Raw genomic sequence first — 23,121 nt, forward strand, 5'->3', positions numbered from 1 at the left:
AAGCGCTCAGGTGTCCAGCAAGGGCATGAAGCCGCCAAAGATCATGCGCTTGCCGTCGAACGGCATCTGCTTTTCCATGCCCGCCAGGCGCGGGTCCTTCATCGCTTCCTGGTTGACCCGGTCACGCACTTCGCGCGACGGGTATTCGATCCAGGAGAAGACCACGATCTCGCCGTCGACGGCCTTGACCGCGCCGCGAAAGTCGGTCAGTTTGCCGTCGGGCACATCGTCGCCCCAGCATTCGACGACGCGGGTCGCGCCATAGTCCTTGAAGACCTGGGCGGCGCGTGTCGCCATCTCGAGGTACTGCTGCTTGTTGGCGGCCGGTACCGCCACCACGAATCCATCGACGTATTTCATGGCTTGCCTCCTTTGCAAAGAGAGGACCATGCTCGCAGAGTCGCGCGCCCCAGACTGTAATAAACCGCATCACGCGCGCCGCGCTATTGGCGGCAGGGTGTGCGTTCGTGCGTCTGCCGGGCCGCGCGGCCCAGCGCGCCTGGCTCTGCGCCGTGCGGCTGATGACGCGCAACTTCATGTTGTCGGCCAAGTACCGGTTCTAGGCCATGCCAGCGCACCGTGCCTGCGGTGCGCGGCGGACTAGCCCTTGCCGCCAGAGGTGTCATCGGCAGCGCGCGCCGCCTGCGGTGGTAGAAAAGACCTTGGCGGCAGGCGCGCTGCAGGCATTGACATGGCGCAGGCATGGCGCGATTGGGTGCGTTATTGGCGCGCAAATGCGCGAATCCATTGCATCTTCACGCAAAAAAGCGCTGTTGTTTTGGTTTGTGCAGGAATATTGCGTTTGTCGCGTGAAATGGCCGCATTCTGCATGATTCGCGCTCGGTCATCTCACTAGCATTGAGGCACCCACCCAACAATGCGGAGACAACGTTATGGCCGATCTTTTTGAAAATCCCATGGGCCTGATGGGCTTTGAGTTCGTCGAGTTTGCTTCGCCCACGCCCGGCGTGCTCGAACCCATTCTTGAGCAGATGGGCTTCACGCTGGTCGCAAACCACCGCTCCAAGGACGTGAGCCTGTACCGCCAGGGCGGCATCAACTTCATCGTCAACCGCGAAGCCAAGAGCCCGGCCGCGTACTTTGCCGCCGAGCACGGCCCTTCGGCCTGCGGCATGGCGTTTCGCGTGCGCGATGCACATGCGGCCTATAACCGCGCACTCGAACTCGGTGCCCAGCCCGTCGACGTGCCCACGGGCCCGATGGAGCTGCGCCTGCCCGCGATCAAGGGCATAGGCGGCGCCCCGCTGTATCTGATCGACCGCTTCGAAGAAGGCAAATCGATCTACGACATCGACTTCAAGTTCATCGAAGGCGTGGACCGCCACCCGCGCGGCCATGGCTTCCAGATCGTCGACCACCTCACGCACAACGTCTACCGTGGCCGCATGGCCTACTGGGCTGCGTTCTACGAGAAGTTCTTCAACTTCCGCGAAATCCGCTACTTCGACATCAAGGGCGAGTACACGGGCCTCACGTCCAAGGCCATGACCGCGCCCGACGGCATGATCCGCATTCCGCTCAACGAAGAGTCGGTCAAGGGATCGGGCCAGATCGAGGAATACCTGATGGCCTTCAACGGCGAAGGCATACAGCACATCGCGCTGCTGACCGATGACCTGCTGGCCAGTGTCGACAGGCTGCGCAAGGCCGGCGTGCCGCTGATGAAGGCACCGCCGGACACCTATTACGAAATGCTCGACGGCCGCCTGCCGGGCCATGGCGAAAATGCCGGCGAGCTGCGCTCGCGCGGCATTCTGCTCGATGGCACGACCGAAGGCGGCCAGCCGCGGCTGCTGCTGCAGATTTTCTCGGGCACGGTGTTCGGCCCGGTGTTCTTCGAGTTCATCCAGCGCAAGGGCGACTACCGCGAAGGCTTTGGCGAAGGCAATTTCAAGGCCTTGTTCGAGTCGCTGGAGCGCGACCAGATCGCGCGCGGCGTGCTGCAGACGGCCTGAGGCCGGCGCACCCCCGCCGGGCAGGGGGCGGCTCCGCCCGGCCGTCATTGCCACAGAAGAAATCGAGACAACATGACGACCCCATTGAGCTCGCAGCAGATCGAGGATGGCAAGCTCCGGTTCAAGGACTGGGCCTTCACGGCCCAGCGTGGCGGGCTGATGCAGCGCAGCTTTCGCTTCCTGGACTTTGCCCAGGCGTTCGGCTTCATGGCCCAGCTCGCGCTGGTCGCCGAAAAAGCCGACCACCATCCCGAATGGTTCAACGTCTACAACCGCGTCGACATCACGCTGACCACGCACGACGTCAACGGCCTGTCGCCAAAGGACTTCGCGTTCGCGGCCGCGGCCGATGCGTTGTTCACGGCGCTCGCGGCGCAGGAGCACTGACATGGACACCACCACCGAAGCCGCCAAGCATGGTCTTGCTGCGGGCGATGCGTTCCGGCCCGAGCGCGCCGACTGGACCATAGACCAGGGCTGGGAGAACTACACGGCCCAGGACCACGCGACCTGGAAGACGCTGTTCGAGCGACAGACCAAAATGCTCGTCGGCCGCGCCTGCGATGCGTTTGTCGACGGCATGCAGCGCCTGCCCATGGGTCCGGACGAAATCCCCGATTTCCGCCGTCTCAACGAGATCCTGCATCAACAGACCGGCTGGGAAGTCGTGGCCGTTCCCGGCCTCGTGCCCGACGACGTGTTCTTCGACCATCTGGCGAACCGCCGCTTTCCTTCGGGCCAGTTCATCCGCAAGCCGCATGAACTCGACTACCTCGAAGAACCCGATGTGTTCCATGACGTGTTCGGCCATGTGCCCATGCTCATGAACCCGGCAATCGCGGACTACATCCAGGCCTATGGCCAGGGGGGCTTGCGCGCGCAGAAGATGGGCGTGCTCGACAAGCTCGCGCGCGTCTATTGGTACACGGTCGAGTTCGGCCTGGTGCAGCAGGCCGACGGGCTGCGCATCTACGGCGCGGGCATTGCGAGCTCCTTTACCGAAAGCGTGTTCGCGCTCGATTCCGCGTCGCCGAATCGCATCGCTTTCGATCTTGCGCGCGTGATGCAGACCAAGTACCGCATCGACGACTTCCAGGAGTCGTATTTCGTCGTCGACAGCCTCGAGCAACTGCTCGATCTGGCGCGCATCGACTTCGAACCTGTCTACCAGGCCATCGCCGGCCAGCCGGACTTCGAGCCCGGCGACATCCAGGCCGGCGACCGCGTGATCACGCGCGGTATCGGCACCTATCACCATGCAAAACGCCAGGAGCTGCGCCATGCCATTTGAGAACAAGGTCGTCGTCATCACGGGCGCCGACGGCAACCTGGGACGCGCGGTCGCCGCGGCCTTTGCGCGCGCGGGGGCCAGCCTGGTGCTGGTCGGCCTGCATCAGGCCAAGCTCGCCGAAGCGTTCGGTGAAGCGCATGCGAACACCCAGCAGTTGCTGGTCGCCGCCGACCTGACGCAGCCGGCGGGTGCCGCCGACATGGCCGCGCAGGCCGTCGCGCGCTTCGGCCGCATTGATGTGCTGTGCAATCTCGCGGGCGGCTTTCGCATGGGCCCGCCCGTGCATGCGACGCCCGCCGAAGACTGGGACTTCCTGTTCGCGCTCAACGTGCGCAGCGCGCTGCACACCGCCCAGGCCATCGTGCCGGGCATGCTCGCGCAAGGCAGCGGCAAGATCGTCAACGTGGGTGCGTTCGCGGCCGCGCGCGGCGTGGCCGCAATGGGCGCCTACACCGCGTCGAAAAGCGCGCTCGCGCGTATCACCGAAGCCATGTCGGGCGAGCTGCGCGAGCAGGGCATCAACGTCAACTGCGTGCTGCCGACCATCATCGACACGCCCGAGAACCGCGCTGCCATGCCCGACGCCGATCCCAGGCGCTGGGTCGCGCCCGACGACCTCGCGGCCGCCATCCTGTTCCTGGCTTCGGAACAGGCGCGCGCGATTCATGGCGCATCGCTGCCGGTAACGGGCTTGAGCTGAAGCGCTTGGCAGGTCGCCAACGGAAATCGGGTGACGGTGTGCCGAGTTTCAGCCGGCCTTGCCGAATGCTCTCAGAAATTGCGCGGCCGGTAGGCCACCTGCTGTGCATTGCGTTCAGCCAATGCGGTGCTGAAATGGGCCATGGTCAAACCCCAGAGACCGCTGAAGAATTGCTGGGCGAGGACATCCCGGTTGACTCTGCCGCCGGTCATGCGGTCGAGCAGCGAGTTCACGGGATTGAGCGCCAGCAGCGGCTGGAACGGCATGGAAAGCAGCCCGGCGCCGACTTTCAGCAGATTGGTGATGATCGACATAAGTCACGGTGCCCCGGTTAGACAGGTTGAATGGGCAAGGCGCTGGCATGGGGCGCAGGCGCCTGCGGTGCCGCTTCTGCATGCAGGGACGACTGCAGCAACTGGGCTTGCCAATGCTCGAGCTGGTCGACGAACGATTCGACGGACTGTATGGCCGCCGCCGCCTCCAGCTGGCGCAGTGCCATGCTGCGAAAGAACAGGATGCGTTCGAGCAAAGGATCGAAACCGAAGTAGTTGCCGTCGGTCGCCATGCCGAACAGATGCACTTCCAGAACGCGTGAAAGCATGCGCTCGCGCGACTCGGCCGGCCATTCGCCTATGGACATGACCGGCGCAAAGAGCACGACTTTCTGGTTCTGCTCATCATGCTCGAAAGTGACTTCCAGGGAGTCGCTGAAAACAATGGAGCAGCCGCCGTCCTGGACGGCGGCGCTGATATCCAGTCGTGTCGCTGCACCAATGGCTTGCAGAAATCCCAGGAAGTCCATGAAAACACTCTTTAGAAAGTGACGTTGCTGCAGGGTTCGTAACCCTGGGCGCGCGCCGGTTCCATCGCGCCCGGCCCCGCGGGTCGCGGCGGCGGCAGGCGCGCCGCGACGTCAAAGACGGCCACATATTTGGCGTGCGGCGCCATCCATGTCGCGGTGTGTCGCCACTGCTGGGCCAGCGTCGCCCGCAAGGCTGGGTCCCAGGTCGAAGCGATCAAGCGCCGCGCTCGATGCAGCCAAACCATGCGGGCTGTGCGATGCGATCCGGCCTCCCCAGGTGGGTCGGGCTTCGAGCAGCACGTAGTCATGGATGTCGCGCTGTTCCAGCAGGTAGGCCGCGTAGAGGCCAGCCCGCCCACCTCCCACGATGGCGATGCGTGCGGTTGAGACCGTCATGCCGCTGGGCTGTCTTCACGTACACAGTGGCGCCGTCGTTGCCAGAAACCAGCCCAACGCGATGCCCGGCAGGGAAGCGAAGCCAGCTGCCATGGGGGAACTGCCGGTGGTCTTCCTGCAGCGCCCCTCTCAGCACCAGCAGCTCCGCCGGGGTCGCCGGCTGGGCCGGCATCGCCTGACCTGGCTGCAGACGGACAAGGCTGACCGACTCCAGGTCGTCGGCGTACAGCTTGCAAACGACGTAGCCTTGGGCGTCAGACCAGTTGGCCGAATCGTTGGTGTCGATCCGCAGTGCGGACGACTCGGCGGGCTGCATCTGCCAGAGCTTCACAAAGATGACCGCCCCGTCGACGCTCGACGGACTGTGGTTTGAACCTGGCGGATTGCGCAGATACCACCCGGCCGGGTAGTCGTTGGCTTCGTCGGAGAACGTGCCCGACAGGACAAGAATCTCCTCGCCACCGGGATGTTGGTGGCGGGGGAAGTCCGACTGAGGCGCGTAGCGCACGATGCTCGTGGCCCGCGCGACTTCTCCACCCACCCGGTCCAGCATCACCCGTTCCACGCCAGCCTGCGGCGAGGGGATCCATTGGTAGGCATCAGGAGTGACGAGGGCGGGGAGTGAGAAGTCGGCGTTGACGAGCATGTCAGCCTCAAGCGGTTTGCAGTTGCGCGTGGGCTTCGAGGACGCGGGCCGAGTAGGTCAGCGCCGCGCCGGCATTCAGGGCAATCGCGACACCCAGGGCTTCAGAGATTTCCCCGGCCGTAGCACCGTGCTCGACAGCCTTCTTGGTGTGCACAGAGATGCATCCGTCGCAGCGCGTGGTGACCGCCACCGCGAGTGCGATCAGCTCGTGTACCTTGGGCGCGAGATGGCCGGTCTTGGCGGCTGCGTTGTCGATCACGGTCAGGCCGCGGACGACGTCCGGGCTCTTCTTGGCCAGGTCGCCGACCCGCTCCAGCAGGGCGCTGCGGTAGGCATTCCAGTCTTGCATCATGGTTTGTGGTCCAGTGAGTCAGCCCGCGCCGGTTGGCGCGAGCTCACGGTTGAAATCGCTTCAGTTGCGGCCAGCCATCACGCCGCCGTCGACATCCCAGATCGCGCCGGTGACCCAGCCAGCCTTCTCGGACAGCAGGAACGCCACGACCTCGGCAACGTCCGTCGGGGTGCCGACCCGGCCGATGGGGTGGAAGCTGTTGAAGCCCTGCAGAGCAGCGTGCACTTCCGCCTTCGGAATGAAGCCCTCGTAGATGGGCGTTTGCACGACGGCAGGCGACACGGCGTTGACGCGGATCTGCTTGGAAGCCAGCTCCATCGCCAGATGCTGCGTCAGCGAATGCAGGCCGGCCTTGGCCATCGAGTAGGCCGACGAAGGCGTGGCGGCGATGGCTTGCTTCGCCCACATCGAGCCGATGTTGACGATCGCACCCGGGCGACCCTTGGCCACCAGGTTGGCGGCGACCTTCTGCGTGACAAAGAAGAACGCCTTGTTCAGCTTCATGTACTGGTCGTAGTCCGCGTCCTGGTGCTCCAGGAAGGGCTTCGGGAAGAACACACCAGCGGCGTTGACCAGCAGCTCGATATCGGGATGCTGCTCATCGATGCTCTTGAGCAGCGCGGCCAGGCCCTCGTCACTGCCCAGGTCGGCCACCAACACGCTGACCTGGCCGAGGGCTGACAGCTCCTTGCGAGCCTCTTGCGCCTTGTCGGCGCGGTGGCCGACGACGACGACGCTGCCGCCGCCGGCGAGGACGATGCGAGCGGTTTGCAGACCCATGCCGCTGGTCCCACCGACCACTAGCAGCTTCTTGCCTTGGAATTGACCTTGCATAATTAAACTCCTGAAGAAAAAGTATCAAACTTGCCTTGGACAGTTTTTCTCAACAAGTGAGTTCCGCCTCGGCATGGACGCAATTCTTCGCGGTTTGGCGGTTGCAGACAAACGAGATAAAGTGTCTCAACCATAAAGAAAATCTTTAATGAAAACACCCGTGTATCTCAACGCGTTGCGTGCGTTCGAGGCGAGCGCGCGGCACCAGAGCTTTTCAGCCGCCGCTGGAGAGTTGAACGTGACGCCCGCTGCCGTGGGGCAACTGGTGCGAACGTTGGAAGACTGGGTCGGCACGCTCCTCTTTGTCAGAGGTAGCAGCGGGAAAGCCAGACTGGCTTTAACGGACGCCGGCGAGCGTGCCCTTCCGGACATCCGAGCCGGCTTGGCAAGCCTGGCTCACGGACTTGAACGAATGAAGGAGGCCGCTGCTCGCGGCGTATTGACTGTCACGGTGAGCCCGGCGTTCGCGGCCAAATGGCTGTTGCCGCGCATCGACCGATTTCAGGCGGTTTGCCCGGACACCGATGTGCGGCTCGACACGAGCCTGAAGCCAGTCGATTTCGCGGCGCAGCAGATCGACATAGGCGTGCGGTACGGTGCCGGCTTCTGGCCCGGGCTGGTGGCAGACAAGCTGATGGATGAGCAGGTCTATCCGGTGTGCTCGCCGCAGTTGCTGACCGATCGCGGTTGCTTCGAGCGGCCATGCGATCTGGCACGCGAGACGCTGATCCATGACCTTTCGATGGACGCCCAGACGGGCTTTCCATCTTGGGACGAATGGCTGTCTCGGGCAGGCATGATCGACGTGAACACGGCGCGCGGCATGAAGATCAACAACTCAGCGGCCGTCCTTCAGGCTGCGATTGAAGGGCATGGCATTGCCATGGCGCGCAGCGTCATGGCGCACGACGACGTGGCTGCCGGCCGCCTTGTCAGGTTGTTCCCGGAGGTGGACTTCGCGTCGCCACTAGCCTACTACGTGGTTTACCGAGCGGAGAGTGCAAAACTTCCGCGGCTCGTCACCTTTCGCGACTGGTTGTGCGCCGAAGCTCTTGCGAACTGAGCGTCCGGATCAGACAGCTGTTGTCGATTCAATCTTCAATTTCATTTGAAGGGAGCTCGGCCCATGTGGAAGGACGTTTGATCGATATGACTTTGAAGATTTCGCGATCGGAGGAGGACGCGGGAGTGAGCGAGTCAATCGGATCCTGGGGCAGATACATCTTTTAGTGTAAGCAATGAAAAAAGCCCCAAGTGACAATCACTTAGGGCTCTTTGTTTACAGATCTAAAAATCGCCGGTCAGAACGGGATGTCGTCATCCATGTCGTCGAAGCCCGAAGCCGCGCGCTGGGGTGCGGGGGCCATCGGGGCCTGGGCGGGAGGGGCCATGCGCTGCACGGGGGCGGGAGCGCGCGGAGCGGGCGCGGGGCGGCGCGGCGCGGCTTCGTAGCCGCCGCCGTTGTTGCCGGCATTGCCGCCGTTGCTGTCACCGTAGCCGCTGTCGTCGCCGTAGCCGCCGCCTTGCTGGCCGCCGCCCATGCCCTGGCGGCTGCCCAGCATCTGCATGGTGTCGGCGCGGATTTCGGTCGCGTAGCGTTCCTGGCCCGTGGCCTGGTCGGTCCACTTGCGCGTGCGCAGCGAACCTTCGACATAGACCTGCGAACCCTTGCGCAGGTACTGGCCGACGATTTCGGCCAGGCGACCGTTGAACACCACGCGGTGCCATTCGGTCGCTTCCTTGTTTTCACCGGTGTTCTTGTCGCGCCAGCGGTCGGTGGTGGCGATGGTCACGTTGGCCACCTGGTCACCGCTGGGAAAGGCGCGCATTTCTGGATCGCGGCCCAGATTGCCGACGATGATGACTTTGTTGACGGATGCCATGAATAACCTCGAAAAATGGATAGCGCGGGCCAGTAGATGAGGGGGCCCGTGCCAGATGCTTGGATTGCAGCATCCCCCTCGGAGACGCCGCAGACGGGAGCATATCCGTTTGCCCAAGACTGCGGGCAAACCCGTGATATCGATAGGGGCCGGAGATCTCAGTGGCCGCCGGCGCCGGTCTTGCCGACCGGGCGCAGCGGCCAGGTCACGAGCAGCCAGATCGCCGTGAGCACGGCCGTGACGGCAAACAGGCCCGGCATGCCGGCCCATTTGGCGATCGCGCCGCCGAGCGCTCCGCCGGCAAACAGGCCCAGCGACTGCAGCGTGTTGTAGGTGCCCAGCGCCGCGCCGCGCAGCGGCGTGGGCGCCATGCGCGAGACCAGGCTGGGCTGGCTGGCTTCGAGAATGTTGAAGCCGCAGAAGAACACCAGCATCAGCAGGCCCATGGTCCACAGCGAAGGCGTGGCGCCGCTGGCGGCGACCGCGCCCAGGCCCAGTTGCACGACCAGCACCAGCGCGATCGCGCCCAGCAGCGCCATGCGCAGCTTGCCCTTGCGCTCCAGCGAGAACATGCCGCCCATGGCGATGAACGACAGCAGCACGGCCGGCAGGTAGATCTGCCAGTGCGCGCCCTTGGGCAAGCCGGCCTGCAGCAGCAGCGCGGGCACGGCCACCCACATCGCCATCTGCACGGTGTGCAGCACGAACACGCCCAGGTTCAGGCGCAGCAGGTCGGGCTGGTGCAGCAGCTCGACCAGGCGGCCGCGCGGCGCGTCCTGGTGCTTGAGCGGCTCGGGCGGAACCACCCAGATGACCACGGCGATGCCGGCCAGCGCCAGCGCGAACGTCAGCGCAAACACGCCCGACAGACCCGCCCAGGCGGCCAGCATGGGGCCGGCGACCAGCGCCAGCGCGAACATCAGGCCGATAGAGCCGCCGATGATGGCCATGGCCTTGGTGCGCACGGCGTCGCGCGTCTGGTCGGCAAGCAGCGCGGTCACGGCCGCAGAGACCGCGCCCGCGCCCTGCAGACCGCGGCCGACCATCAGGCCGGTCAGCGAATCGGCCAGCGCCGCGAGCAGACTGCCGGCCGCGAACACCAGCAGGCCGAACACGATCACGCGCTTGCGGCCGAAGCGGTCCGAGGCCAGGCCCAGCGGCAGCTGGAACAGCGCCTGGGTCAGGCCGTACAGGCCCATTGCCAGGCCGACCATCGCCGGATCGTCGCCGCCCGGGTACTTGCGCGCTTCGAGCGCGAACACCGGCAGCACCAGGAACAGCCCCAGCATGCGCAAGGCGAAGATCAGCGCCAGGCCGCCGCTCGCACGGCGCTCCAGCGGCGTCATGGTGGAGGCGTCCGGGGCAGGGGCGGGCGGGGCAGCCGAAAGGGGGGTGGTCGTTTGTGGCACGCGCAAGAAATGCAAGTGATTGGAAGAAGGCGGCCTTGGCGCGCAGAGGAGATTCCCCTTGCGTGCGGCGCAATAACAACCCCGATTGTCCGTGATCTGCAAGTTCGTCGCATTTCCGGGGCCAGGCTCACTATCATGCTAGGTTTCCCCGCATGGAGCGCCCGCGCCCGTGAACGACCCCACTCATCCCTCTTCCGAGCAGGCAAGCGCTGCAGATTCCGGTCGCTATCTGGGCCATGCCCTGGCACAGTCGCGCATCAGCATCCGCGGAGCGCGCACGCACAACCTGAAGAATATCGACCTCGATATTCCGCGCAACCAGTTGGTGGTGATCACGGGCCTGTCGGGCTCGGGCAAATCCAGCCTGGCGTTCGACACGCTTTACGCCGAAGGCCAGCGGCGCTATGTCGAAAGCCTGTCGGCCTATGCGCGCCAGTTCCTGGGCCGGCTCGACAAGCCCGATGTCGACCTGATCGAAGGCCTGTCGCCCGCGATCAGCATCGAGCAGAAGGCCACCAGCCACAACCCGCGCTCCACCGTGGGCACGGTCACCGAGATCAACGACTACCTGCGCCTGCTCTACGCGCGCGCCGGCACGCCTTACTGCCCCGACCACCAGCTGCCGCTGCAGTCGCAGACCATCAGCCAGATGGTCGACGCCGCGCTGGCGCTGCCCGAGGACACCAAGCTGATGGTGCTGGGCCCGCTGGCGCGCGACAAGAAAGGCGAGTTCACCGAGCTGTTCGCCCAGCTGCAGGCCCAGGGCTACGTGCGCTTTCGCATCGACGGCAAGATCCACGAAGTCGAGTCGCTGCCGCAGCTGCAGAAGAACGAGAAGCACTCGATCGACGTCGTCATCGACCGCCTCAAGGTGCGCCCGGACGCGATGCAGCGCCTGGCCGAAAGCTTCGAAGCCGCGCTGCGCGCCGGCGGCGGCGAGGCCGGCGGCCGCGTGGTCGCGCTTGAAATGGACACCGGCGTCGAGCACTGGTTCAGCGCCAAGTTCGCCTGCCCCATCTGCAGCTATTCGCTGCCCGAGCTCGAGCCGCGGCTGTTCTCGTTCAATTCGCCCCAGGGCGCCTGCCCCACCTGCGACGGCCTGGGCCAGAGCGAGACCTTCGATCCCGAGCGCGTGGTCGCGTTTCCCACGCTGAGCCTGGCCAGCGGCGCCGTGAAGGGCTGGGACCGGCGCAATGCCTATTACTTCACCATGCTCGAAAGCGTGGCCGCGCACTACGGCGCGGACATCGAGGCGCCGTTCGAAGAGCTGCCCGAGCAGGTGCGCCAGGCCGTGCTGTGGGGCTCGGGCGAGGAAGCCATTGCCTTTGCCTACTTCACCGACAGCGGCAAGAACAAGGCCCAGCCGCTGATCAAGCACCATCCGTTCGAAGGCATCATTCCCAACATCACGCGGCGCTACCGCGAGACCGATTCGAGCGTGGTGCGCGACGACCTCGCGCGCATGCGCAGCACGCGCTGCTGCCCCGACTGCGAAGGCACGCGGCTGCGGCGCGAGGCGCGCTGGGTGCGCATTGGCGACGGCGAGCAGCAGCGTGCCATCTATGAAGTCAGCCGCGCAACGCTGGCCGAAGCCCACGCCTGGTTCGCCCAGCTCAAGCTGCAGGGCGCCAAGGCCGACATCGCCGACAAGGTGGTGCGCGAGATCACCTCGCGGCTGATGTTCCTCAACGACGTGGGCCTGAGCTACCTGAGCCTGGACCGCAGCGCCGAGACGCTGTCGGGCGGCGAAGCCCAGCGCATACGCCTGGCCAGCCAGATAGGCAGCGGCCTCACGGGCGTGATGTATGTGCTCGACGAGCCCAGCATAGGCCTGCACCAGCGCGACAACGACCGGCTGATCGCGACGCTGCAGCACCTGCGCAACATCGGCAACAGCGTGATCGTCGTCGAGCACGATGAAGACATGATGCGCGCCGCCGACCAGATCATCGACATGGGCCCGGGCGCGGGCCTGCATGGCGGGCGCGTGATGGCCCAGGGCACGTTCGAGCAGGTGCGCGCCAATCCCGATTCGCCCACCGGCCGCTATCTCGCGGGAACGCAGTCGATTGCCGTGCCCGCGCGGCGCACGCCCTGGCTGCCCGTGGTCAAGTCCGCGGAACCCGCATCCGCGCCCGCGAAGTCGCGCTTTCCGGTCTCGGCCGCGGCGCTGCGCCGCGCCGAGCGCCAGGCCGAGCATGTCGCGCGCCAGGGTGCGCTGCAGGCGATCAGCGTGGTCGGCGCGCGCGGCCACAACCTGAAGAACGTCACGGTGGAGTTCCCCGTGGGCCTGTTCACCTGCGTCACCGGCGTCTCGGGCTCGGGCAAGAGCACGCTGGTCAACGACACGCTGTACGCCGAAGTCGCGCGCCAGCTCTACCGCGCGAGCGAAGAGCCCGCGCCGCACGACGAAGTCGTGGGCATGGAATATTTCGACAAGGTCATCAACGTCGACCAGTCGCCGATCGGTCGCACGCCGCGCAGCAATCCCGCGACCTACACCGGACTGTTCACGCCGATACGCGACCTGATGGCCGAGACCGCGACCGCCAAGGAGCGCGGCTACGGTCCGGGGCGCTTCAGCTTCAACGTCGCCGGCGGGCGCTGCGAAGCCTGCCAGGGCGACGGCGTGGTCAAGGTCGAGATGCACTTTCTGCCCGACGTCTACGTGCCTTGCGACATCTGCCACGGCGAGCGCTACAACCGCGAGACGCTCGAAGTGCTGTGGAAGGGCAAGAACGTCGCGCAGATCCTGCAGATGACGGTCGAGGACGCGCATGCGTTCTTCCAGGACGTGCCCAGCATTGCGCGCAAGCTGCAGACGCTGCTGGCCGTGGGCCTGTCGTACATCCGCCTGGGCCAGAGCGCGACCACGCTGTCGGGCGGCGAGGCGCAGCGCGTCAAGCTGGCCCAGGAGCTGAGCAAGCGCGACACCGGCCGCACGCTCTACATCCTCGACGAGCCGACCACGGGCCTGCATTTCGCCGACATCGACCTGCTGCTCAAGGTGCTGCACCAGCTGCGCGACGCGGGCAACACGATTGTCGTCATCGAACACAATCTCGACGTGATCAAGACCGCCGACTGGCTGATCGACATGGGCCCCGAAGGCGGTGCCGGCGGCGGCAACGTGGTCGCCACGGGCACGCCCGAGCAGCTGGCGGCGCACGAAGGCAGCCATACGGGGCATTATCTGCGGCGTTATCTGGGCGTGCCGGGCTGACCCGCTGCCCGCTGGCTTGCCATGCGCATCTGCGCCGACAATCGAGTTCCGCGCCGCAGGCAACCATAGCGGCGCCCCCGGTATTTTTCGTGTGAGGAGGTGACTATGTCTCCCGTTGATTTTGTGGTGGTCGGTGCCGGCATTGCGGGCGCATCCGTGGCCTGGCAGCTGGCCGAACACGCTTCGGTGCTGGTGCTAGAGCGCGAGACCCAGCCGGGCTATCACTCGACGGGCCGCTCGGCGGCGCTGTACCTCGAGCATTACGGCCCGCCCCAGGTCCAGGCGCTGACGCGCGCCAGCCGCGCTTTCTACACCGCGCCGCCCGCGGACTTCATGCCCGAGCCGGTGCTGAGCCCGCGCGGCGCACTCTATGTGGCGCGCGCCGACCAGCTCGATCAGCTTGAGGCGGCGTTTGCCGAAGCGCGGCTGCATTCGCCCGCCGTGCGCTGGCTGGACCAGCCCGAAATGCTGGCGCTGGTGCCCTGTCTGCGCGCCGATGTCATCGTTGCCGGCTTTCTCGACGAGAATGCGCGCGACATCGACGTGCATGGCCTGCACCAGGCGTTCCTGCGCGGCATGCGGCTGCGCGGCGGCCAGCTGCGCTGCGCCGCCGAAGTGGTCTCGCTGACGCGCGATGCCGCCAACGCCTGCTGGCAGATCGATCTGGCCGACGGCAGCCGCATTGCGGCCCGGCAGGTGGTCAATGCCGCGGGTGCCTGGGCCGACGCGCTGGCGGCGCTGGCTGGCGTCGCGCCGCTGGGCCTGGTGCCCAAGCGCCGCAGCGCGTTCACCTTTGCCCCGCCCGCGGGCATGGAGACGCGCCACTGGCCGGCCGTGATGGGCGTCGATGACAGCTTCTATTTCAAGCCCGATGCCGGCCAGCTGCTGGGTTCGCCGGCCAACGCCGACCCGACCACGCCGCACGACGTGGTGCCCGAGGAAATCGATGTCGCGACGGGAATTTTCCACATCGAGGAAAACACCACGCTGCAGATCCGCCGGCCCTCGCATACCTGGGCCGGCCTGCGCTCGTTTGTCGCCGATGGCGAGCTGGTCATAGGCTGGGACGCGCCGCCCGAAGCCGGTCAGCCCGGCTTCTTCTGGCTCGCCGCGCAGGGCGGCTACGGCATACAGACCGCCTATGCGGCCGGCCTGCTGGCGCGTGATCTGCTGCTCGATGCGGCCCTCGATGCGCGCCTGCAAACCGAAGGCGTGCTGCCCGAAAGACTGTCGCCGGCCCGGCTGCGCTGACGACCATTGGACTTATCCACATTTTTATCCACAGGTTGGAGCGACCGAGGGCAGTAGCGTGCCGGCCGCTGTCACATACACGCCATACGCCTGTCATCCCGCGCACCTAGAGTCATCTCTTTTTGCAAAACGGGGATGAGATGAACACGTCGAAGACAGTGGTAGCGGCTTTTCTGGCAATCAGTCTGGCTGCATGCGGGGGTGACAACGAGGGCAGCAGTCCTGCCGACCCGGCCACGCCCTCGCTGCCCACGCCCGAGACCCCCGAACCGGAGCAGCCCGCTCCCGTGGCCAAGGTCTACCTCGACGAGAGCTTCGAGGGCCTGACGGCGCTGCCCGCGGGCTGGTCGGCGCTGGCCGCCAACCGCGGCACGGTGGCGGTGCGCAACGGCAGCCTCTACATTGACGGCCGCGCCAACGACACCGCAATGACTTCGGTGGCGCTGCCGGCGTCGCTGCAGGAGCTGAGCAACTACCGCATCGACATGGTGTTCACGCTCGAGTCGCCCAACAACACCGGGCGCTGGGGCAGCGTGATGTACCGCACCGCGAGCGCCAGCGCCACCATTCCCTACGACCCGTACTACCAGTTCGCGATCCGCGCCAACGCGACGGCCGCCAACGGCACCGAATTCGCGCTGCGCAAGGGCGGCAGCTGGGCTGTGGCCGGCACCAAGGCCTTCAGCGAGGCCATCGATCCCGCCAAGACCTATACCGCCACCGTGATCGTTCACGGCAACCGCGTGCGCCAGTATCTGAACAACACGCTGCTGCATGACATGACGCTGGACGCGGCGCTGGCCAAGGGCGGCATAGGCCTGCAGACCGCGGGCGCCGTCATGCGCGTCGACAGCATCAAGGTGAGCGAGCAGCTGACGGCGCTGCCCGACGTCAGCAAGGTGATCGCCGTGCAGGACAGCGGCACGCGCGCGGCGATGGCGCCCACGCTGGTGCAGCCGATGACGGCCCGCACGCAGCTTGCCGGCAGCGGCGCTAGCAGTGCGCTGTTTCGCATCGACAGCAGCCTGAACCTGCGCAGCGACAGCGGCGAAAGCCTGGCCTCGCTGGCCCACTATCTCGCGCAGACCGACCGCCTGACGATTCCCGTGCTGCGCATTGCCGATGCCGCCACGGTGAGCGCGCTCGCGGCATTTGCGCAGCAGAACGATCTGGGCGACGTGACGCTGCTGTCGGACAACGTCGAGCTGCTGGCGCAGGCGCGCAAGGCGATCCCGGCGCTGCGCACGGCGGTTGATTTCTCGGCGTTGTCCTCGCTGGGCAATACCTCGAAGGACATCCTGCAGGTGGTTGGCGCGACCAACCGCGCCCAGGCCAAGATCGCGGTGCTGCCCGCGGCCATGACCAACCGCACGACCGTCGCCCATCTGCAGCGCCTGCTGCTCACGCCCTGGGCGGTGTCCAGCGCGGCGACGCCCGCCGCGGCCGCCGAGGTGCTGGTCACCGGCGTCAACGGCGTGATTGCTTCCGACGCGGGCGTCTACACGGCGGTGCTCAGGAAGCTGCCGGCGCATACGCTGCTGCGCAAGCCGCTGGTCACCGGCCACCGCGGCATGCCGTCGACCACGGACGAGAACACGCTGGAAGGCGCGCAGGCGGCAGTGGCCGCGGGCGCGGATGCGGTCGAGAACGACATCTACATGACCACGGACAACCACCTGGTCATCATGCATGACGACACCGTCGACCGCACCACCACCGGCAAGGGACGCATAGAGACCATGACGCTGGCCGAAGTCAAGGCGCTCAAGACCAAGGTCAGCGGCTATACGGTGCCCACGCTGCAGGAGTTCTTCACGGCGTTCAAGGGCCGCAACGTGAGCCACTTCATCGAGCTCAAGAGCACCACGGCCGGCATCGTGCCGCTGCTCAAGCAGGAACTCGAGAAGGCCGGCGTCAAGGACCAGGTGGTCGCGATCTCGTTCAGCGGCGACCAGCTCAACCGCATGGCCGCGACGCTGCCCGAGATCAGCACCGGCTTTCTCAACAGCAATGTCGACACCGGCGACGTGGGCGTGAGCCTGCGCAACATCCTCAACGCCACGCAGCTCTACTCGTCGACCTACAACCCGTCGTACGGCAGCGGCCCTACGCAGGCGACGATGGAAGCCGCCAAGCACCGCGGCATCACGTTCTGGCCCTGGACGGTCAACAAGCAGAGCGACTTCTATCGGCTCTACAGCTACGGCACGCACGGCATCACGACTGATTACGCGCACTGGGCCAAGGACTTCCCGGTGGCGATCTCGGCGGCCACGTCGGCAACGGCCGCGGTGGGCGCGGAATTCAGCGTGCCGCTGGCGCTGACTTCGCAGATCGGCGCCGCGAGCAGCGGCACGAGCAATCCGCTGCTGGTGCTGGACGGCGCGCCCGCGCACACCGTCGCGGCCAACGGCAGCGTGACCTTCACCGCGCCGGGCACGGCCACCGTGCTGCCCGGCTACACCTACCAGATGGGTGACGGCACCTACAGCTACACGATCTTCGCCAGGCCCATGACCGTGACGGTGAAGTAAGACGCGCCAGGCGCCAGCAAAAAGGCCCCCATGCCTTGGGACATGGGGGCCTTTTTCATCTCCGACGGCGCACAACCTTCGAAGTTATCCACAATTCTGTCCACAGATTCCTGCGAGCGGCGGTGCCCGCAGGAAGTGGATCACAGCAACGCGGAGCGCGCAAAGCGCACCACGGTCACGCCGGCGCGCGCCTGGCGCACCGAAGGCATGACCAGCACGCAGTCGTCGTAGGGCGTGACCACGGCTTCGCCGTCGTTGTCGCCAATCACGGTGCCGGCCTGGGCGAAGCGCTCCAGGCCCGTGAACGGCGCATTGAAGCGAAAGCCCTGGCTCTTGGCGACCACGGGACCGGTCACGGTCAGCGCGAACTGTTCGGCCGCGGCCGGCAGGCGCCAGCCGGGCAGCAGGCGCTGGGCTTCGGCCTCATCGATGACTTCGGACGCGAGCAGGAAGCGCAGGCACTGGTCCTGGGCCACGGCGCGGCTGGCCGGGTCGCCGTGGAAACCGCATTCGACCAGCAGCGAGCGCGAGTCGCCGGCTTCTTCGTCCGACAGGCCGAAACGGCCGTAATCGCGCAGGCGCGTGCCGTCCTTGTGACCGGCGTCGACGACGATGTGCGCGGGCGCGCCCATCTGCTTGGCCAGCACCAGGTTGCGCGGCTGCACGCCCGTGAGCAGCAGCGGCGCCGAAGGCTCGTGCATCGAGTGCAGGTCGAGCAGCCAGTCGACCTGGCGCACGAACGGACGCAGCGCCGCGGCGCGACGGCGTTCGTTGGTGTCACCGGCATCGATGCGCGCGTCGCTCCACTGGCGGTTCAGGTCTTCGTCGGTGAAGCGCGAGGCGTCGTGTGCGTTCGCATCGAAGCGATCGAACGCGTCGAGGTTGGCGAACACCAGCGTCAGCGTGCCCTGCAGCGGGCGCAGGCCGGCCTCGAGCAGGCCCTTGAGCGCCCAGGCGCCGCACAGCTCGTTGCCATGCACCAGCGCGGAGATCATCACCTGGCGGCCCGGCAAACCGGAGTCGAAATGCCAGACGCCTTCGGTGCCGGTGTTGCCCGCGCGCCAGGCGCTGATGTCGGGCGCCGGCAGTTCAAATTGCAGTGCGCTCATCGCTCACTCTTCGATCTTGGCGAATTCGACGATCTTGGCGTACTTGGCGATTTCACCGTCGATGAACTTGCGTGGATCAACCTTCTGGTCCATGACCGTCGAGCCCGAAGCTGCGAGCTTCTTGCGGAATTCGGCCGAGGCCAGCGTGTCGCTCAAGGCCTTCTTGAGCTTGTCCTGGATGGGCTTGGGCAGGTTGGCAGGTGCCATCATCGCGAACCACGAACCGATGTCGACGTTCTTGAAAGCCGGGTTTTCGGACAGGGCCGGGATGTCGGGCGTGATGGCCGAGCGCTTGGCTTCGGTCGTGCCCAGGGCGATGACCTTGCCCGCCTGGATCTGGGGCAGGCCGCTGGACAGCACGAACACGCCGTACTCGATGTTGTTGCCGACCAGGTCGGTGGTCAGAGGCGCGACACCGCGGTAGGGGATGTGCGTGATCTTCAGGTTGCCCTGTTCCTGGACCATTTCACCTGCGAGGTGCAGCGCCGTGCCCACGCCCGAGCTGCCGTAGCTGAACTTGCCGGGGTTCTTGGAAACGGCGGCAATGAATTCGGCGGTGTTCTTGACGCCGGCCTTTTGCGAAGCCACCAGCACCATGGGCTGCGAAGCCACCAGGCCAATGGGGGTGAAGTCCTGGATCGAGTACTTCACGCTCTTGTTGATCAAACGCGCAATCGCCAGTTCGTTGTTGGCTCCGACCATGATGGTGTAGCCATCGGGAGCGGCCTTGGCGACCTTTTGCGCGCCGATCGCGCCACCGGCGCCACCCAGGTTCTCGATCACGACGGGCTGGCCCAGGCGTGTGGCGAGTTCGGTGCCGACCATGCGACCGATCAGATCGGTGCTGCCGCCTGGCGGGTAGCCGATGACCATGGTGATGGGCTTGCTGGGGTAGGACGCGTCGGCGAAGGCGGAACCGGCGGCCAGAAGGGCGATACCGCAGGCCAGGGCGGTGCGGCGCAGGATAGAAGTATTTTGCATGAGCTGATTCCTTATTGGGATAACCACGATTGTCAAAAGACACGGTGCCTGAATTGGTGCCATAACGGCACCAGGCCGTGCCGTTATGGCACGCCTTGTAACAATTATCGCTGGGTCACGCGCCGCCAGAATTCCTCGGCGGCGAAGGTCAGGCGCCGCTTGGGCCGGTACATGCGCACGTCGAAGCGCACTTCCATGTTGCGGCTGCCGGCCAGGGCCAGGCGTCTGGCCTTGCAATCCGCATGCGCCATCGACCAGGGCAGCCAGGCCACGCCCAGGCCCTTGTGCACGTATTCGTACTGCGCGTCGGCCGAATCGCACTCGAGAATGCGCTGCAGCCGCGGCGCATCGGGGTTCTGCGACAGATGGTCCTCGACCAGCCGGCCCAGCGCCATGCGGTGCGGATAGGCGAGGTAGGGCACGCTGCCGGGCGCGGCAAAGCTGTGCAGCGCCTGGCCTGCGGCATTCGCGCGCGAGACCGGCACCAGCCGGTCGCTGGCGATGTGCACATGGCTGAACTGGCGCGCATCGAGCCGCACGGCAATCGCCGGGTGGTGGTAGATCAGCGAGAAATGGATCTCGTCCTGCTCCAGCATCGCCACCGTCTCATGCAGCGTGCGCGTGTAGACCGTGAGCGGGCTGGTCTGCAGCAGCGGCCCCAGGCGCAGCAGCCAGTCGGCGACGATGGTGCGCGCCAGCGTGCGGCCCGTGGCCAGCGTGATGGTCTGCGCCTGCAGGCCCGCAATGGTCTGCAGTTCCTCGTGCGACTGCGCGAGCGTGCGCGTCATCAGCCCGCAGGTTTCGAGAAAGGCCTCGCCCGCGGGCGTGAGGCGCACCGGGCTGCTGCCCGGCGTGACCAGCGGCGTTCCGGTCCAGGCTTCAAGCGCGCGTATGCGCCGCCCGAACGCCGGATGCGTCACATGGCGCAGTTCGGCCGCGCGCGTGAAGCTGCGCTCCTGCGCCAGCATGATGAAGTCTTCCAGCCATTTGATCTGCATGGCCGGTCCCCCGGTCAGCCGCGCGCTTCTAGCGCCGCCTGCTGGAGGGTTGCGCGCGTGGCTTGCGCCTGGGCGCGTGCGGCCTGGGCGAAGTCGGCGCCCGAGGACGCGTAAAGAATGGCGCGCGACGAGTTGACGATGATGCTGCCGTGTTCGCGCAGCCCGGCCTTGACGGTGGCCACGGCGTCGCCACCTTGTGCGCCGACACCGGGAATCAGCAGCGGCAGCGTGGGCGCGATTTCGCGCACGCGCTCGATCTCATGCGGGCGCGTCGCGCCGACCACCAGGCCCAGCTGGCCGTTGAGGTTCCACGGGCCCTGCGCCAGCGCGGCCACATGCTCGAACACCTTGGGGTTGCCCGGCACATCGGCCAGCGTGCGCGCCTGCAGGTCGTCGCCGCCGGGGTTGGACGTGCGGCACAGCAGGAACGCGCCCTTGCCCTCGTACTTCAGATAGGGCGCGACCGAGTCGAAACCCATGAAAGGCGAGAGGGTCACGGCATCGGCGCCGTAGCGCTCGAAGGCTTCCTTCGCATACTGCTCGGCCGTGGAGCCGATGTCGCCGCGCTTGGCGTCGAGAATCACCGGCACATGGGGGGCGACGGCGCGCATGTGGGCCATCAGGCGTTCGAGCTGGTCTTCGGCGCGGTGGGCGGCAAAGTAGGCGATCTGCGGCTTGAACGAGTTCACCAGATCGGCGGTGGCATCGACGATGGCGGCGCAGAAGTCGAAGATTTTCGAGGCATCGCCCTGCATCGCTGCAGGAAAGCGGTTGGGTTCGGGATCGAGACCCACACACAGCATGGATTGGTTTTGCGAGCCGGCGTTGCGCAGCATGTCGAGGAAAGTCATGGGGCGGGATTTTAAGGCACGGCAAGAAAAAAGCCCCGGCGGACCGGGGCTTAGGGCAGGGCGCTACATGGCAATCAGCCGTTGGCGCGTTTTTCCAGGATTTCAAATGCGGGCAATGTCTTGCCTTCGAGCACTTCGAGGAAGGCGCCGCCGCCGGTCGAGATATAGCCGACCTGGTCTTCGATGCCGTACTTGGCGATCGCCGCCAGGGTGTCGCCGCCGCCCGCAATGCTGAACGCCTTGGATTGCGCGATCGCCTGGGCGATGGTGCGCGTGCCGTTCTCGAAGGCCGCGAACTCGAACACGCCCACGGGGCCGTTCCAGACGATGGTGCCCGCGGCCTTGAGCTGCTCGGCCAGGCGCGCAGCGGTCTCGGGGCCGATGTCCAGGATCAGGTCGTCGTCGGCGACATCGGTCGCGGCCTTGATGGTCGCGGGCGCGTCGGCGGCAAACGTCTTGGCGACCACCACGTCGGTGGGAATCGGCACCTGCGCGCCGCGCGCGGCCATGGCGTCGATCACCGCCTTGGCCTTGTCGACAAGGTCGGGCTCGGCCAGCGACTTGCCGATCTTCAGGCCCGCGGCCAGCATGAACGTGTTGGCAATGCCGCCGCCGACGATCAGCTGGTCGACCTTGCTCGCCAGGGCTTCGAGAATGGTGAGCTTGGTCGAGACCTTGGAGCCGGCGACGATGGCCACCAGCGGCTGGGCGGGCGCGGCCAGCGCCTTTTGCAGCGCGTCGATTTCCGCCGACAGCAGCGGGCCGGCGCAGGCGATGGGCGCGAACTGGGCAATGCCGTAGGTCGTGCCTTCGGCGCGGTGGGCGGTGCCGAACGCGTCGTTGACAAAGATGTCGCACAGCGCGGCCAGCTTCTTCGCCAGCGCTTCCTGGTTCTTCTTCTCGCCGACATTGACGCGGCAGTTTTCCAGCAGCACGACCTGGCCGGGCTGCACCTGCACGCCGTCGACCCAGTCGGCGACCAGCGGCACCTCGCGGCCCAGCAGCTCGGACAGGCGCTTGGCCACGGGAGCCAGCGAGTCGGCGGGCTGGAACTGGCCTTCGGTCGGGCGGCCCAGGTGGCTGGTGACCATCACTGCCGCACCGGCCTTGAGCGCCATCTCGATGCACGGCACCGAAGCGCGCACGCGCGTGTCTTCGGTGATTTCACCGGCGTCACTCAGCGGAACGTTCAGGTCGGCACGGATGAAAACGCGTTGGCCCTGGGCTTTGCCCTGGGCGCACAGGTCGGAGAAGCGAAGAATGTTCATGGCAGGGATTCAGCCTCGCCAGGAGGCAGTGGAGTGGCGTTGATGGAAAAGCGCCGCCATTGTAGGTGCTTCGACAGACTCAGCACGAACGGGAGGAATCCGTTCGCCCGGATCCTGAGCTTGTCGAAGGATCGAAGGGCGTTTCAGGGCGCAATGTAGGTGGGAGCTACCACCCCAAGCCAATATGCAGCGGCAAGTAAACCGCCATCCCCACGACGATGGTGCCCAGAATTCCACGCCGCCAGAAGTAGTAACCGGTGGCGCAGAGCACGGCCGGCAGGCGCGCGTCAAGAAAGGTCTGGATCAGCGCGCCCTGGGTGATGACCAGTTCGGGGGCGATCACGGCCGCGAGCGCGGCCAGCGGAGCGTATTTGAGGCCGCGCTTGAGCCAGTGCGGCATCGGCACTTCGCGCTCGGGAAACATGAAGAACGCGCGCGTGAACAGCGTGATCGCGCCCAGGCCCAGGACATTCAAGGCAAACAGCCACCAGGAATCCATCATGGGCGTTGCTCCTCATCAAGCGGCAGCACCGGATGGCGCTCGCCGCGCTGCGGGTCGGGCGCGCGCAGCGTGGCCGGGCCGGCGCGCCATTCGCGCAGCCGGCGTTCGGTGTTTT

The 23,121-nt window shown here is 66.1% G+C and carries 23 protein-coding genes and 1 pseudogene; 8 read left to right on the plus strand and 16 right to left on the minus strand.

The window, feature by feature from the left end:
- Window positions 1-6 precede the first annotated feature (6 nt).
- A complete protein-coding gene (locus RR928_RS06825; RefSeq protein ID WP_332681902.1) occupies window positions 7-360 on the minus strand; it encodes a DUF1428 domain-containing protein in 354 nt (117 codons plus the stop codon).
- A 533-nt stretch (window positions 361-893) separates the two neighbouring features.
- On the opposite strand from RR928_RS06825, the gene hppD reads away from it, so the two are divergent.
- The 4 genes from hppD (at window position 894) to RR928_RS06845 (ending at window position 3,967) form a co-directional block, all read left to right on the plus strand.
- Window positions 894-1,976 (plus strand): 4-hydroxyphenylpyruvate dioxygenase, encoded by a 1,083-nt coding sequence (gene hppD, locus RR928_RS06830; protein WP_332536440.1) that lies wholly within the window; start codon window positions 894-896, stop codon window positions 1,974-1,976.
- 72 nt (window positions 1,977-2,048) lie between these two features.
- Window positions 2,049-2,363, plus strand: a complete 315-nt coding sequence (locus tag RR928_RS06835; protein WP_332536442.1) for a 4a-hydroxytetrahydrobiopterin dehydratase — start codon at window positions 2,049-2,051, stop codon at window positions 2,361-2,363.
- A 1-nt stretch (window position 2,364) separates the two neighbouring features.
- The gene (gene phhA, locus RR928_RS06840) at window positions 2,365-3,267 is read left to right on the plus strand and encodes a phenylalanine 4-monooxygenase (RefSeq protein ID WP_332536444.1); all 903 of its coding nucleotides are present in this window, start codon (window positions 2,365-2,367) and stop codon (window positions 3,265-3,267) included.
- Complete coding sequence (locus RR928_RS06845; protein ID WP_332536445.1) at window positions 3,257-3,967, plus strand: SDR family NAD(P)-dependent oxidoreductase; 711 nt, start codon at window positions 3,257-3,259, stop codon at window positions 3,965-3,967. Before phhA ends, RR928_RS06845 begins: the two co-directional genes overlap by 11 nt.
- Before the next feature lie 71 nt (window positions 3,968-4,038).
- Here RR928_RS06845 and RR928_RS06850 read toward each other — a convergent pair whose 3' ends face one another.
- The 7 genes and pseudogenes from RR928_RS06850 to RR928_RS06880 form a co-directional block, all read right to left on the minus strand.
- Window positions 4,039-4,281 carry a hypothetical protein gene (locus RR928_RS06850; protein WP_332536446.1) on the minus strand — a complete coding sequence of 81 codons (243 nt, stop codon included), beginning with the start codon at window positions 4,279-4,281 and terminating at the stop codon, window positions 4,039-4,041.
- A gap of 17 nt (window positions 4,282-4,298) precedes the next feature.
- Window positions 4,299-4,769, minus strand: coding sequence for a type III secretion system chaperone (locus RR928_RS06855; protein ID WP_332536447.1), 471 nt, complete (start codon window positions 4,767-4,769; stop codon window positions 4,299-4,301).
- Window positions 4,770-4,780: 11 nt separating this feature from the next.
- Entirely contained in the window at window positions 4,781-4,987 is a 207-nt protein-coding gene (locus RR928_RS06860; protein ID WP_332681912.1) for a hypothetical protein, read from the minus strand.
- A 31-nt stretch (window positions 4,988-5,018) separates the two neighbouring features.
- Window positions 5,019-5,099 (minus strand): annotated as a pseudogene (locus RR928_RS06865) (hypothetical protein); the annotation flags it as partial.
- Complete coding sequence (locus RR928_RS06870) at window positions 5,074-5,811, minus strand: cupin domain-containing protein (protein ID WP_332536451.1); 738 nt, start codon at window positions 5,809-5,811, stop codon at window positions 5,074-5,076. The pseudogene RR928_RS06865 and the gene RR928_RS06870, both read right to left, overlap by 26 nt.
- 7 nt (window positions 5,812-5,818) lie before the next feature.
- Window positions 5,819-6,163, minus strand: a complete 345-nt coding sequence (locus tag RR928_RS06875; RefSeq protein WP_332536453.1) for a carboxymuconolactone decarboxylase family protein — start codon at window positions 6,161-6,163, stop codon at window positions 5,819-5,821.
- A gap of 60 nt (window positions 6,164-6,223) precedes the next feature.
- Window positions 6,224-6,997: an SDR family NAD(P)-dependent oxidoreductase gene (locus tag RR928_RS06880; RefSeq protein WP_332536455.1), complete on the minus strand. Its 774-nt coding sequence runs from the start codon at window positions 6,995-6,997 to the stop codon at window positions 6,224-6,226.
- A gap of 148 nt (window positions 6,998-7,145) precedes the next feature.
- On the opposite strand from RR928_RS06880, the gene gcvA reads away from it, so the two are divergent.
- Window positions 7,146-8,060 (plus strand): transcriptional regulator GcvA, encoded by a 915-nt coding sequence (gene gcvA, locus RR928_RS06885; RefSeq protein WP_332547534.1) that lies wholly within the window; start codon window positions 7,146-7,148, stop codon window positions 8,058-8,060.
- Window positions 8,061-8,298: 238 nt separating this feature from the next.
- Here the strand turns inward: gcvA and ssb are convergent, their stop codons facing one another.
- Both ssb and RR928_RS06895 read right to left on the minus strand, forming a co-directional pair.
- Window positions 8,299-8,880 carry a single-stranded DNA-binding protein gene (ssb, locus tag RR928_RS06890; protein WP_332536458.1) on the minus strand — a complete coding sequence of 194 codons (582 nt, stop codon included), beginning with the start codon at window positions 8,878-8,880 and terminating at the stop codon, window positions 8,299-8,301.
- Window positions 8,881-9,038: 158 nt separating this feature from the next.
- Window positions 9,039-10,226 (minus strand): MFS transporter, encoded by a 1,188-nt coding sequence (locus tag RR928_RS06895; RefSeq protein ID WP_332536459.1) that lies wholly within the window; start codon window positions 10,224-10,226, stop codon window positions 9,039-9,041.
- 232 nt (window positions 10,227-10,458) lie between these two features.
- On the opposite strand from RR928_RS06895, the gene uvrA reads away from it, so the two are divergent.
- From uvrA to RR928_RS06910, 3 genes are all read left to right on the plus strand, one after another.
- Window positions 10,459-13,512 carry an excinuclease ABC subunit UvrA gene (gene uvrA / locus RR928_RS06900; RefSeq protein WP_442881468.1) on the plus strand — a complete coding sequence of 1,018 codons (3,054 nt, stop codon included), beginning with the start codon at window positions 10,459-10,461 and terminating at the stop codon, window positions 13,510-13,512.
- Between the two features lie 105 nt (window positions 13,513-13,617).
- Window positions 13,618-14,763 carry an NAD(P)/FAD-dependent oxidoreductase gene (locus RR928_RS06905; RefSeq protein WP_332536460.1) on the plus strand — a complete coding sequence of 382 codons (1,146 nt, stop codon included), beginning with the start codon at window positions 13,618-13,620 and terminating at the stop codon, window positions 14,761-14,763.
- A 158-nt stretch (window positions 14,764-14,921) separates the two neighbouring features.
- On the plus strand, window positions 14,922-17,297 hold the full coding sequence (locus RR928_RS06910; protein ID WP_332681907.1) for a glycerophosphodiester phosphodiesterase family protein: 2,376 nt from the start codon (window positions 14,922-14,924) through the stop codon (window positions 17,295-17,297).
- A gap of 140 nt (window positions 17,298-17,437) precedes the next feature.
- Here the strand turns inward: RR928_RS06910 and RR928_RS06915 are convergent, their stop codons facing one another.
- The 6 genes from RR928_RS06915 to RR928_RS06940 all read right to left on the minus strand — a co-directional run bounded on the left by RR928_RS06915 (window position 17,438) and on the right by RR928_RS06940 (window position 23,003).
- Window positions 17,438-18,406 carry a succinylglutamate desuccinylase/aspartoacylase domain-containing protein gene (locus RR928_RS06915; RefSeq protein WP_332536463.1) on the minus strand — a complete coding sequence of 323 codons (969 nt, stop codon included), beginning with the start codon at window positions 18,404-18,406 and terminating at the stop codon, window positions 17,438-17,440.
- A 3-nt stretch (window positions 18,407-18,409) separates the two neighbouring features.
- Window positions 18,410-19,387, minus strand: coding sequence for a Bug family tripartite tricarboxylate transporter substrate binding protein (locus tag RR928_RS06920; protein WP_332536464.1), 978 nt, complete (start codon window positions 19,385-19,387; stop codon window positions 18,410-18,412).
- Between the two features lie 104 nt (window positions 19,388-19,491).
- Window positions 19,492-20,385: a LysR family transcriptional regulator gene (locus RR928_RS06925; protein WP_332536466.1), complete on the minus strand. Its 894-nt coding sequence runs from the start codon at window positions 20,383-20,385 to the stop codon at window positions 19,492-19,494.
- Between the two features lie 14 nt (window positions 20,386-20,399).
- Entirely contained in the window at window positions 20,400-21,236 is an 837-nt protein-coding gene (gene pyrF, locus RR928_RS06930; protein ID WP_332536468.1) for an orotidine-5'-phosphate decarboxylase, read from the minus strand.
- 74 nt (window positions 21,237-21,310) lie between these two features.
- Complete coding sequence (locus tag RR928_RS06935) at window positions 21,311-22,504, minus strand: phosphoglycerate kinase (protein ID WP_332536469.1); 1,194 nt, start codon at window positions 22,502-22,504, stop codon at window positions 21,311-21,313.
- A gap of 166 nt (window positions 22,505-22,670) precedes the next feature.
- Window positions 22,671-23,003 (minus strand): AzlD domain-containing protein, encoded by a 333-nt coding sequence (locus RR928_RS06940; protein WP_332536488.1) that lies wholly within the window; start codon window positions 23,001-23,003, stop codon window positions 22,671-22,673.
- Window positions 23,004-23,121 lie beyond the last annotated feature (118 nt).

The sequence above is a fragment of the Comamonas sp. genome, assembly GCF_036666375.1.
Lineage (GTDB): Bacteria > Pseudomonadota > Gammaproteobacteria > Burkholderiales > Burkholderiaceae_C > Comamonas.

Bases quoted from the DNA above. Each gene is read 5' to 3' on its own strand.
- ssb (WP_332536458.1), bottom strand. From the start codon at position 8,880: ATGGCATCCGTCAACAAAGTCATCATCGTCGGCAATCTGGGCCGCGAT.
- RR928_RS06935 (WP_332536469.1), bottom strand. From the start codon at position 22,504: ATGAACATTCTTCGCTTCTCCGACCTGTGCGCCCAGGGCAAAGCCCAG.
- RR928_RS06920 (WP_332536464.1), bottom strand. From the start codon at position 19,387: ATGCAAAATACTTCTATCCTGCGCCGCACCGCCCTGGCCTGCGGTATC.
- RR928_RS06850 (WP_332536446.1), bottom strand. From the start codon at position 4,281: ATGTCGATCATCACCAATCTGCTGAAAGTCGGCGCCGGGCTGCTTTCC.
- RR928_RS06895 (WP_332536459.1), bottom strand. From the start codon at position 10,226: ATGACGCCGCTGGAGCGCCGTGCGAGCGGCGGCCTGGCGCTGATCTTC.
- RR928_RS06925 (WP_332536466.1), bottom strand. From the start codon at position 20,385: ATGCAGATCAAATGGCTGGAAGACTTCATCATGCTGGCGCAGGAGCGC.
- RR928_RS06835 (WP_332536442.1), top strand. From the start codon at position 2,049: ATGACGACCCCATTGAGCTCGCAGCAGATCGAGGATGGCAAGCTCCGG.
- RR928_RS06905 (WP_332536460.1), top strand. From the start codon at position 13,618: ATGTCTCCCGTTGATTTTGTGGTGGTCGGTGCCGGCATTGCGGGCGCA.
- RR928_RS06845 (WP_332536445.1), top strand. From the start codon at position 3,257: ATGCCATTTGAGAACAAGGTCGTCGTCATCACGGGCGCCGACGGCAAC.
- RR928_RS06870 (WP_332536451.1), bottom strand. From the start codon at position 5,811: ATGCTCGTCAACGCCGACTTCTCACTCCCCGCCCTCGTCACTCCTGAT.
- RR928_RS06915 (WP_332536463.1), bottom strand. From the start codon at position 18,406: ATGAGCGCACTGCAATTTGAACTGCCGGCGCCCGACATCAGCGCCTGG.
- RR928_RS06940 (WP_332536488.1), bottom strand. From the start codon at position 23,003: ATGGATTCCTGGTGGCTGTTTGCCTTGAATGTCCTGGGCCTGGGCGCG.
- phhA (WP_332536444.1), top strand. From the start codon at position 2,365: ATGGACACCACCACCGAAGCCGCCAAGCATGGTCTTGCTGCGGGCGAT.
- RR928_RS06875 (WP_332536453.1), bottom strand. From the start codon at position 6,163: ATGATGCAAGACTGGAATGCCTACCGCAGCGCCCTGCTGGAGCGGGTC.
- pyrF (WP_332536468.1), bottom strand. From the start codon at position 21,236: ATGACTTTCCTCGACATGCTGCGCAACGCCGGCTCGCAAAACCAATCC.
- RR928_RS06825 (WP_332681902.1), bottom strand. From the start codon at position 360: ATGAAATACGTCGATGGATTCGTGGTGGCGGTACCGGCCGCCAACAAG.
- RR928_RS06880 (WP_332536455.1), bottom strand. From the start codon at position 6,997: ATGCAAGGTCAATTCCAAGGCAAGAAGCTGCTAGTGGTCGGTGGGACC.
- hppD (WP_332536440.1), top strand. From the start codon at position 894: ATGGCCGATCTTTTTGAAAATCCCATGGGCCTGATGGGCTTTGAGTTC.
- RR928_RS06855 (WP_332536447.1), bottom strand. From the start codon at position 4,769: ATGGACTTCCTGGGATTTCTGCAAGCCATTGGTGCAGCGACACGACTG.
- gcvA (WP_332547534.1), top strand. From the start codon at position 7,146: ATGAAAACACCCGTGTATCTCAACGCGTTGCGTGCGTTCGAGGCGAGC.